Annotated in this window: 8 protein-coding genes and 1 pseudogene; 6 read left to right on the top strand and 3 right to left on the bottom strand. The window is 73.1% G+C overall.

Features of this window, described 5'->3' with window-relative positions; genetic code table 11:
* Both AOK24_RS52320 and AOK24_RS23560 read left to right on the top strand, forming a co-directional pair.
* A partial coding sequence (locus AOK24_RS52320) for a helix-turn-helix transcriptional regulator (protein ID WP_167376855.1) occupies positions 1-1,475 on the top strand: 1,475 nt, incomplete at its 5' end.
* 138 nt (positions 1,476-1,613) lie between these two features.
* Positions 1,614-3,968, top strand: a complete 2,355-nt coding sequence (locus AOK24_RS23560; RefSeq protein WP_055722067.1) for a SpoIIE family protein phosphatase — start codon at positions 1,614-1,616, stop codon at positions 3,966-3,968.
* Here AOK24_RS23560 and AOK24_RS23555 read toward each other — a convergent pair whose 3' ends face one another.
* Together AOK24_RS23555 and AOK24_RS23550 are read right to left on the bottom strand one after the other, a co-directional pair.
* The gene (locus AOK24_RS23555; RefSeq protein ID WP_055722065.1) at positions 3,969-4,244 is read right to left on the bottom strand and encodes a hypothetical protein; all 276 of its coding nucleotides are present in this window, start codon (positions 4,242-4,244) and stop codon (positions 3,969-3,971) included.
* Positions 4,241-5,059: a phytanoyl-CoA dioxygenase family protein gene (locus AOK24_RS23550; RefSeq protein WP_206191255.1), complete on the bottom strand. Its 819-nt coding sequence runs from the start codon at positions 5,057-5,059 to the stop codon at positions 4,241-4,243. The genes AOK24_RS23555 and AOK24_RS23550 overlap by 4 nt, the downstream gene beginning before the upstream one ends.
* A gap of 82 nt (positions 5,060-5,141) precedes the next feature.
* On the opposite strand from AOK24_RS23550, the gene AOK24_RS23545 reads away from it, so the two are divergent.
* From AOK24_RS23545 to AOK24_RS23535, 3 genes are read left to right on the top strand one after another with little or no spacing between them, the layout of a single operon-like run.
* Complete coding sequence (locus tag AOK24_RS23545) at positions 5,142-5,915, top strand: AraC family transcriptional regulator (protein ID WP_079056953.1); 774 nt, start codon at positions 5,142-5,144, stop codon at positions 5,913-5,915.
* A gap of 14 nt (positions 5,916-5,929) precedes the next feature.
* Positions 5,930-6,169 carry a hypothetical protein gene (locus AOK24_RS23540; RefSeq protein WP_010359597.1) on the top strand — a complete coding sequence of 80 codons (240 nt, stop codon included), beginning with the start codon at positions 5,930-5,932 and terminating at the stop codon, positions 6,167-6,169.
* Positions 6,169-6,552: a hypothetical protein gene (locus tag AOK24_RS23535; protein ID WP_055722063.1), complete on the top strand. Its 384-nt coding sequence runs from the start codon at positions 6,169-6,171 to the stop codon at positions 6,550-6,552. Before AOK24_RS23540 ends, AOK24_RS23535 begins: the two co-directional genes overlap by 1 nt.
* Positions 6,553-6,604: 52 nt before the next feature.
* Here the strand turns inward: AOK24_RS23535 and AOK24_RS23530 are convergent.
* Positions 6,605-7,636 (bottom strand): annotated as a pseudogene (locus AOK24_RS23530) (glycoside hydrolase family 10 protein); the annotation flags it as partial.
* A 380-nt stretch (positions 7,637-8,016) separates the two neighbouring features.
* On the opposite strand from AOK24_RS23530, the gene AOK24_RS23525 reads away from it, so the two are divergent.
* The gene (locus tag AOK24_RS23525; RefSeq protein ID WP_055722061.1) at positions 8,017-9,645 is read left to right on the top strand and encodes a glycoside hydrolase family 27 protein; all 1,629 of its coding nucleotides are present in this window, start codon (positions 8,017-8,019) and stop codon (positions 9,643-9,645) included.
* Positions 9,646-9,692 lie beyond the last annotated feature (47 nt).

The raw sequence follows: 9,692 nt of genomic DNA, 5'->3' as shown, positions 1-9,692 counted from the left end.
CGCCGGCCGAGCGGGCGCTGTGGAGCCGGCTGTCGGTCTTCGCGGGCGGTTTCACGCTGGAGGCGGTGGAGGAGGTCTGCGGCGGGGAGGGCGTCTCCCGCTGGGAGGTGGTGGATCTGCTCGACCGGCTCGTGTCGCAGTCCGTGGTGCTGGTCGAGGAGGGGGAGGCCGGGCCGTGCTACCGGATGCTGGAGGCGCTGCGCGCGTACGGGCAGGAGCGGCTCGCCGGGCTCGGGGAGCGGGGGCGGACGGCCCGGCGCCACCGTGCCTTCTTCCTCGCCCTCGCCCGGCGCACCGCCGCCGCCTGGTTCGGTCCCGGCCAGGAACAGGCGCTCGCCCAGCTGCGGGCGGAGCACGGGAACGTGCTGGCGGCCCTGGACGACGAGGGTGCCGGTGACGGTCAGGCGCGTCTGGAGCTGGCGGCGGCGCTGGGCTTCCACTGGTGCTGCAACGGCTTCGTCGGCGAGGGGCGCCGCCGCCTCGACCAGGCGCTCGCCGACGCCCCCGAGCCCACGCCGGCGCGGGCCGCCGCGCTGTGGACGGCGGCCTGGGTGGCCCAGATGCAGGGGGACCTCGACACCGCCGGACACCGTCTCGACGAGGCGGACACGCTGGGCGAGCTGCTCGGCGACCCGCTGCTGCGGGCGTACGTGCGCGGTGAGCGCGGCACGCTGGCGCTGTACCGGGGACGGCCGCAGGACGCCGTAGCGTTCTTCGAGGGCGCGGTGGCCGTCCAGTCGGAGCTGGAGGGGGAGGCGTCGGCGCTGCGCTGGCTGTTCCAGCTGGCGCTGGCGCAGATGTATCTCGGTGACCCCGCGTCGGTGCGGACCGCGCGGCGCGCGGTGGCCACGGCCGACGCGCACGGCGAGCGGCTGACCCGCGCCTACGCGCTGTGGGTCCTCGGGTACGACGCCTGGCTGCGGGGCAGCGCCGAGGAGAGCACCGCCGTGCTGCGCACCGCGCTGGAGATCCACCGGGACTTCCACGACCACGCGGGGGTCGCGATGGCCCTGGAGGTGCTGGCCTGGGGGTCGGCCGCGCTCGGCGAGCACCGGCGCGCGGCCCTGCTGCTGGGCGCGCTGGGGCCGCTGGCCAGGGAGCTGGGGTCCACCTGCGCCGGGCACTTCGCCGAGCCCCGGGCGCGCTGCGAGGAGGCGATCGTCGCGGCGCTCGGCCCGGACGGGTACGCGGAGGCGCTCGCGGAGGGCGGCCGGTACGACACGCCCCGGCGGGCGGTCGGCCTCGCGCTCGGCGACGCCTGCGCGGCCCCGGCGCTGACTCGCAAGGAGCGTGAGGTCGCGGCCCATGTGGCGCGGGGCCTGGACAGCCGTCAGATCTCCGTCGCCCTGGGCCGCTCCCCCCGGACGGTCGAGGGCCACCTCCAGAGCGTGCTGGCCAAGCTCGGCTTCACCTGTCCGGCCCAGGTCGCGGCCTGGTGGGCGGCGAACGAACCGGCGGTCCGCGAGCAAGCCTGACGAGCGGGCGGGGGAAGCGCCGGGTACCGGTCGAAGCGCCCCGGCGCAAGGTCCGATCTACGCTGATTCCAACCGCTGGACCCGGCCCTGACGGGCACCGTTGTTCGCACGGAGGCGTAGCGCGTGGAGACGACCGGCATGCAGGACGCGCCCACGGCCGTCGCCGTGGTGGACCCGGACGGTGTGGTCAGCGGCTGGAGCGAGGGCGGCACGCTGCTGCTGGGGTGGACGGCCGAGGACCTCGTGGGCCGCCCCGTGGCCGGGCTGCTGGCCGCTCCCCCGCCGCCGGGTTTCCCCGGGCGCCTCGGCACGGCCCCTCTCGCGCTGCGTCACCGGGACGGCTCGACGGTGGACGCCGTGCTGACGGCCCACCCGCTGGCCGGTCCCGACGGGCGGACGCTGGGCCACGCGGTGACCGCGCAGCCCTGGGGGCGCCGCCCGGTGGTCGCGGACCGGGCCTTCGAGCAGTGCCCCTTCGCGCTCGGCATCTACGACCCCGACCTGCGGTTCCTGTGGGTGAACGCCTCCGCGTGCCGGGTGATGGCGCACTCCGAGGAGCAGGTGCGCGGCGAGAAGTACCGGGAGCTGTTCCCCGAGCTGGACGACAAGGCGTACACCGACCGGCTGGCCGAGGTGGCCCGCACGGGTGTGCCCGCGCGGCTGATCACGGTGTTCCAGCCGCTCGGCAGCGACTACGCCAACGCGTGGGCGACCAGCATGTGGCCCGTGCGGGACAGCGACGGCCGGATCCGCGCCGTCGCCAACTGGGGCTTCGACATGAGCGCCGAGTACTGGGCGCGGCAGCGTCTGCTGCTCCTGAACGAGGCGAGCGCCGGCATCGGCCGCACGCTGGACGTCTCCGGTACCGCGCTGGAGCTGGCGAGGGCCCCGGTGCCGGGGTTCGTGGACCTGGTCACCGTGGATCTCTTCGCCGAGGTGCTGCACGGCGAGGAGCCCCCTGCCGCGTTCGCCCCGGGTGAGCGGATCACGCTGGTGCGGGCCGCCCGGCACAGCGCGCGGGAGGGCACCGGCCCGGCGATGCTGCCGGTCGAGCACGCGCCCGGCAGCATCGCGGCGCACTGCCTGGTCACCGGCGTGTCGGCGGTGCAGCTCGCCGCCGAACCCGGTCAGGGCGGCGAGTGGGCGTTCGGTCCGGGCCTCGCCGCCGACCCGGCGCACTGGCCGCCGGGCAACCCGCTGATCGACCCGTCCCTCGCCGGGGAGGGGCTGACCGGCCGGATCACCGTGCCGTTGCGGGCGCGTGGCGCGCTGCTCGGCGTCGTCGCCTTCTCCCGGCTGGAGCGGCCGGAGGCGTTCACCGCCGACGACCTGATCCTGGCCGAGGAGCTGGCGGCGAAGGCGGCCGTCGCCGTCGACAACGCCCGCCGTTACGCGCGGGAGCGGGCGACCGCGCTGACCCTCCAGCGCACGCTGCTGCCGAGCGGGCTGCCGAGCCAGGAGGCGGTCGAGGCGGCGTACCGCTATCTGCCCAGCGGCAGCGACTCGGAGGTGGGCGGCGACTGGTTCGACGTGATCCCGCTGTCCGGCGCCCGGGTCGCCCTGGTCGTGGGGGACGTCGTCGGCCACGGCCTGCACGCCTCGGCGAGCATGGGCCGGCTGCGGACGGCCGTGCGCACCCTCGCCGACGTGGATCTGCCGCCGGACGAGCTGCTGACCCACCTGGACGACCTCGTCCTGCACCTCGGCGACGACCTGCACTCGGCGGGCGAGTCGGGCGCCACCTGCCTGTACACGGTGTACGACCCCGTCTCCCGGCGTTTCACGCTGGCGAGCGCGGGGCATCCGCTGCCGCTGGTCGTCGCGCCGGACGGCAGTGCGGTCCCGGTGTCCGCGCAGCCGGGTCCGCCGCTCGGGGTCGGCGGGCTGCCGTTCGAGTCGGCGGAGCTGGAGCTCCCCGAGGGCAGCCTCCTCGCCCTGTACACCGACGGGCTGGTGGAGAGCCGCGAGCGCGACCTCGACCGGGGGGCGGCCGACCTCGGGCGGCTCCTGGACCCGGCGGCCGTCTCCCTGGACGCCCTGTGCGACACGGTCACCGACACCCTGCTCCCCGAGCACCGCACCGACGACGCCGCGCTGCTGCTCGCCCGTACCCGCGCGCTGGCCCGCCACCACGTCGCCGCCCTGGACGTCGAGCCGGACCCCGCGCAGGTCCCTCTCGTGCGCAAGTTCGCCGTCGAGCGGCTGGAGTCCTGGGGTCTTGAGGAGGCCGCGTTCGTCACCGAACTGGTCGTCAGCGAGCTGGTCACCAACGCGATCCGGTACGGGGCGCCGCCGATCAGGCTGCGGCTGATCCGCGACTCCACGCTGATCTGCGAGGTCTCCGACGCCAGCAGCACCGCTCCGCACCTGCGCCGGGCGCGGGCCTTCGACGAAGGGGGGCGGGGCCTGCTGCTGGTCGCCCAGCTCACCCAGGGCTGGGGCACCCGGCACAGCGCCGACGGCAAGACGATCTGGTGCGCGCAGACCCTGTAGTCAGCCGGTGCCCCCTTCCTCCAGCTTCTCGAAGAAGAACTCGTGCTTGAGGAACGAGACGTCGTACTCGTGCCCGGCCTGCGGCGGCAGGAGCTGGGACGTCTGGAAGAGGCGCCATCCGTCGTGCAGGGCGGCGAGTCCGGTGGGGTAGGGCGGTTCGTCGCTGTCGCCGGTCGTGGGGCGGGTGCGGGCGGTGCCGTCGTAGCGGGACCAGCCGACGACGTCGGAGTCGAGTGCGGACGTCGCGAGGTAGAGGACGAGGACGTGCTGTCTCATGCGTGGCTCCGGAGGGCGGGGCGGTTGGTGACGCGGGTGACCCAGTACTCGACGTCGAAGGACTCGTCGCCGGTCAGGGCCCGCCACAGCAGGACCCGGTTGTAGATCTCCAGGCGGGCGGTGGCCTGCTCGTACCAGGGGAGGTAGACGCCGAGTTCGTCGGTGACCGCCGGGTCGTGGAGGTCGGCGGTGTCCCACAGCCGCACCTGCGGCACGGTCGGGTTGAGGCGGAGCTTGTACATGTACCGGCGGGTGGCGGTGTCGTTGCGCCGGCCGCTGTGCCAGATGCCGTGGTGCACGAGGACGACCGTCCCGGCCGGGCAGGTCAGCCGGGTCTGGCCCCGGAGGTTCTGGACGCGGCCGACGTCGGTCTCGTTGATGCGGCGCAGATGGCTGCCGGGAACGCTGAGGGTGCCGCCCATCGCGGGGGTCACCTCGTGGGGGTAGTACATGAGCTGGATGTCGAAGGCGTCCGGCCGTACGTCGATGATCGCGTCGCCGTGGAGGGGCTGCGCCTGTCCCTCGTGCGGTTCGCGTACGTGGACGGCCTGGTGGTCGACGGTCGGACCGGGGCCGACCAGGCTCTCGACGGCGCCGGCGACGGCGGGCAGGGCGATCAGGTCGTGGACGAAGGTGCCCGGCGCGAACGCCTCCGCGAGCGGGGTGCCGTAGGGGACGGGGGGCAGGTTCTCGTCCAGGGCCGCGACGGCGCGTTCGTTGATCCCGGGTGGTACCACCCCGTCGAGCCGCAGGAATCCTTGCGCGACGAACCGCGCCACCTGAACCGACGTCAGGAGGTGCTTGCTGGTTGACATACGACGACCGTACGGGCGCCCGGCGCCCCGGTCGTGGGCGCGAATCGTCGACTGCTGGTAGTTTTCCGACCTCGTGGACCATGTGACGCTCCGGCTCGACGAGCCGCCCGCTGTCGTCGCCGCCGGGATCGGGGTGCACGGCGTCGCCACCGCGCACGACGTGTTCCGGCTGCCCGGCCTGTGGCAGCTGCACCTCTACCACTACGACGGCACCCTGTCCCTGGGCCGGTCGGTGCACGCCATCCGGCCCGGCCACGTGAGCCTGGTGCCGCCGGACACCGAGGTGCGCTTCCGCTACCGGGGCCGGTCGGAGCACCTGTACGTGCATCTGCGGCTGGCGGAGGGCGGGAGCGCGCGGACGGTGCCGGTGATGCAGGACGCCGGCGCGGAGAGCGCGCGCCTGGCCGATCTGCTGCGGCGTGCCGTGACGGCCGCGGTTCCGGCGCGGGCCGCGGCCGAGGTGTGGGCGGCGCTGTGGCGCGTCGCGGAGCTGCCGGGGGGTGAGGCGGACGGGCGGGCGCATCCCTTCGTCGCCGCCGCGCGGGCGTACGTCGAGGAGCATCTCGCCGGGCCGTTGTCCGTGCCGGACGTGGCGCGGGCCGTGGGGGTCTCGCACACCCATCTGACGCGGGTGTTCCGCGCCGAGACCGGCCGGACCGTCGTCGCCTACATCCGTCACCGGCGTCTCCAGCGCGCCCGTCACCTGCTGCTGTCGTCGACGCTGTCGATCGGCGCCGTCGCGGCGGCGGTCGGGATCGCGGATCTCCAGGCGTTCAACAAGGCGTGCCGCCGTGAGCTCGGGGCGAGTCCGCGTGCGGTGCGTGCGGCTGTGCTGGCGCCGCGTGGTACCGACTAGGTACCATCGGGTGTATGCCCTCACTGAACGTGACTTTCACCGACGAGGAAATGGAAGGCGTCCGCGCGGCTGCCGCGGCGGAAGGCAAGAGTCTCAAGCAGTATCTGCACGATCTCGGGGTGCGGGAGCTGCGCCGCAAGCAGTTCGTGGCCGGTGCCGCGTCGTGGGCGGAGAAGCTGCGCGAGGAGTTCGACCAGGCGTTCCCGGACGAGATCCCGCCCTCGCAGCGCGGTGACGGGACCGCCGCCGCCTGATGAGCGAGACCCTGTACATCGACGTCTCGTGGCTCCTGGACGTCCAGGAGGCCGCGCTCGGCGCCGACGACGTGTCGGTCACCGACTACTCGGCCCTGGTCGCGGCCGTGGCCCGGCACCGGACGCGGATGCCGACGCTGGCGGCGTCCAACCCCGATGCCGCCTGGCGGGCCGCCGCGCTCCTGCACACCATCACGCGCCTCGAACCTCTCCCCCACCGCAACAGCCTCTTCGCCGCGTTCGTGGCAACGCAGTATCTGGACCAGTCCGGCGAGGGCATCAACCCGCCCTACGGCGCCCTGTCCGAGCTGATCAGGAAGTGCCGCGAGACCCGGCTGACCATATTCGCGGTCGCGGAGACGCTGCGTTCCTGGCGGATCTGACGGAGGAGCGCTCCCCTGGAGCGGGCGCGCTCCCCCGCCTCGGGGCCGGTCAGGAGGGCGTGCCGCCCATGGTCGTCAGGACGGCGTTGTACGCGGGCTTCTTGCCGCCGCCCGCGTTGAACAGCAGCGGGTTCTCGCGGCTGCGCCACGAGTCGCTGTCCCGGATGCCCCACACGGTGATCCCGTTGCAGCGCGCGACGTTGAGGCAGGCGCGCACGGCGTTGGCGTAGGCGTTCGTCCCGGCCTGCGCGATGTCGAGCTCGGTGAGCTGTACGTCGACGCCGAGGGCGGCGAAGTTCGCGAGGGTGGTCTGGAAGTTCGACGGGGGTCCGCCCGCGCCGAAGTGGGCCTGGAAGCCGACGCAGTCGATCGGCACGCCGCGGTTCTTGAAGTCGCGAACCATGCGGTAGACGCCCTGGGTCTTGGCGGCGTTCCAGTCCTCGATGCTGTAGTCGTTGTAGCAGAGCTTGGCGGCCGGGTCGGCGCTGCGGGCGGTGCGGAACGCGGTCTCGATGAAGCCGTCGCCGAGCCGGTCCTGGAAGACCGAGGAGCGGTGCCGGCCGCTGCCGCCGTCCTCGAACGCCTCGTTGACGACGTCCCAGGAGTGGATGCGGCCCTTGTAGCGGTTCGCGAGCTGGGTGATGTGGTTGTTCATGACGCTGCGGACCGTGTTCGCGTCACCGATCGACTTGACCCAGTTGGGCAGTTGCTGGTGCCAGACCATGGTGTGGCCGCGCAGCTTCTGGCCGTGCGAGGACGCCTGGCTCGCGATCCGGTCGCCGGGGCCGAAGTTGAACGAGCCGCGGGAGGGTTCGACCGTGTCCCACTTCATCTCGTTCTCGGCGGTGACCTGGTTGAACTCCCGGTTCAGAATGCCGGTGTAGGTGCCGTCGCCGAGGCGGCCGGAGGCGACGGCGGTGCCGAAGTAGCGGCCGGACTGGGCGGCTTGGGCGCCTAATGTGGACGCCTTGACGCCGGGTGCGGGAGCGGCCTCGGGGAGCGCGACTGCGGCGGTGGCGCCGGCCAGCAGGGTGACGGCGGTGAGGCTGCCCAGGAGGGTGTGGTGCGGCGTGCGGGGATTCATGGTTCTCCTCGGACGGTTGCGGGGGGTGGGGTCGCGCGGTGGAGAAGAGCGAATCGACGCGTCGAGCAGAACTGGATGATGGGGGGCCTCAGACATCCCGTCAATATGTCTCGCATGATTCGGTCTTGGAACCGAAATGTTTCGATGTTGGGGATGTTCACACTTCCGCCTCCGACCTGCGCTTCGCGGTCGAGGCGCCCTTTACGGGTCGATCGGCGGTCGCGATGCTGTTGACACAGCCGGAAGTCTCTCTAGAGTCCCTCCCACCAACGATCCGAAATCGGCACGAAATTTCGAACGTTCCGTGCGGGACGTATACGTGACGCATACCGGTCGACCAGGTCAGTCCTCCGCTGTCTGACGCTCCCGGAAGGAGCCCTGTGCTCAGACGACTGCTTCGTCTCCTCACCGCCGCCGCTCTGGCCCTCCCCCTGTCCGTCGCGGCCACGGCCCCCTCTCCCGCCTCGGCCGCGCCCGGCAGCCCGGCGCTCACCCCGCCGCTGGGCTGGAACAGCTGGAACAGCTTCGGCTGCGGCATCACCGAGGCCCAGGTCCGCCAGGCCGCCGACGCGATGGTGTCCTCCGGCATGCGCGACGCCGGGTATCGGTACGTCGTCGTCGACGACTGCTGGTTCGACCCGCAGCGCGACGCGTCCGGCGCCCTGCGCGCCCATCCGACGAAGTTCCCCTCCGGGATGAAGGCGCTCGGCGACTACATCCACGGCAAGGGCCTCAAGTTCGGCATCTACCAGGTCCCCGGCACCCGCACCTGCGCCCAGACCACGGGCGCCTTCCCCGGGTCCACCGGCAGCAGGGGCCACGAGGCGCAGGACGCGGCCACGTTCGCCTCCTGGGGCGTCGACTACCTGAAGTACGACTGGTGTTCCTCCGAGGGCACCCGTGACGAACAGGTCGCCCGCTTCAGTCTCATGCGCGACGCCCTGCGCGCCACCGGCCGCCCGATCGTCTACAGCATCAACCCCAACAGCTTCCACGCCATCACCGGCTCCACCTACGACTGGGGCCAGGTCGCCGACCTGTGGCGGACCACCGAGGACCTGCTCGACATCTGGCAGAACGGCAACACCAACAGCTACCCGATGGGCGTCGGCAACGTCCTCGACATCAACGCCCCGCTCGCCGCCCAGTCCGGCCCCGGCCACTGGAACGACCCCGACATGCTGGTCGTGGGCCGCCCCGGACTCACCCTCGCCGAGTCCCGCTCCCACTTCGCCCTGTGGGCGCTGATGGCGGCCCCGCTCATGGCGGGCAACGACATCCGGACGATGTCCGCCGACGTCAGCGCGATCCTGCGCAACCCCCGGCTGCTCGCCGTGAACCAGGACCCGCTCGGCGCGGGCGGACGCCGGGTGCGCGACGACGGCAACACCGAGGTGTTCGCCAAGCCCCTGGCCGACGGGTCGGTGGCCGTCGGCCTGTTCAACCGGGGCTCCGCGACGGCGACGGTCAGTACGACGCCGGCTCAGGTCGGCCTGTCCGGCGGGCCGTTCACCCTCACCGACCTGTGGACCGGCGCCACCTCGTCCGGCTCCCTGTCGGCGAGCGTCCCCGCGCACGGCGTCGCCGCGTTCCGCGTGAGCGGCGGCACCCCGCTCGCCTCCACCTCGGGACTGCTGCGCCACCCGGCGTCGGGCCGCTGCCTGGGCGTGACCGGGTCCTCCACCGCGGCCGGGGCCGCCGCCGCGATCCGGGGCTGCGAGACGGCCGCCGACCGGCAGTGGACCAGCTGGGCCGGCGGTGAGGTCCGGGTCTTCGGCGACAAGTGCCTGGACGCCTACGACCAGGGCACCGCCGACGGCACCCGGGTCATCACCTGGTCCTGCAACGGCCAGAACAACCAGAAGTGGACCGCCTCCTCCGACGGCACCCTGCGCAACGTCCACGCCGGCAAGTGCCTGGACACCGACCGCAGCGGCACCGCCGAAGGAACCGCGCTGGTCCTGTGGAGCTGCGACGGGCGCGCCGGCCAGCGGTGGACCCGCAGCTGACCCCGAACCCCCCACATCCCCCCACATCCCCCACAGACGGGAGTTTC

Origin of the sequence: Streptomyces niveiscabiei, assembly GCF_001419795.1 — a bacterium.
GTDB lineage: Bacteria > Actinomycetota > Actinomycetes > Streptomycetales > Streptomycetaceae > Streptomyces > Streptomyces niveiscabiei.
This window is presented reverse-complemented; position numbering and strand designations above follow the sequence as displayed.

What these genes read in the sequence shown, in the direction of transcription:
- AOK24_RS23560 (WP_055722067.1), top strand. Translation starts at nt 1,614, where the DNA reads ATGCAGGACGCGCCCACGGCCGTCGCCGTGGTGGACCCGGACGGTGTG.
- AOK24_RS23555 (WP_055722065.1), bottom strand. Translation starts at nt 4,244, where the DNA reads ATGAGACAGCACGTCCTCGTCCTCTACCTCGCGACGTCCGCACTCGAC.
- AOK24_RS23550 (WP_206191255.1), bottom strand. Translation starts at nt 5,059, where the DNA reads ATGTCAACCAGCAAGCACCTCCTGACGTCGGTTCAGGTGGCGCGGTTC.
- AOK24_RS23540 (WP_010359597.1), top strand. Translation starts at nt 5,930, where the DNA reads ATGCCCTCACTGAACGTGACTTTCACCGACGAGGAAATGGAAGGCGTC.
- AOK24_RS23535 (WP_055722063.1), top strand. Translation starts at nt 6,169, where the DNA reads ATGAGCGAGACCCTGTACATCGACGTCTCGTGGCTCCTGGACGTCCAG.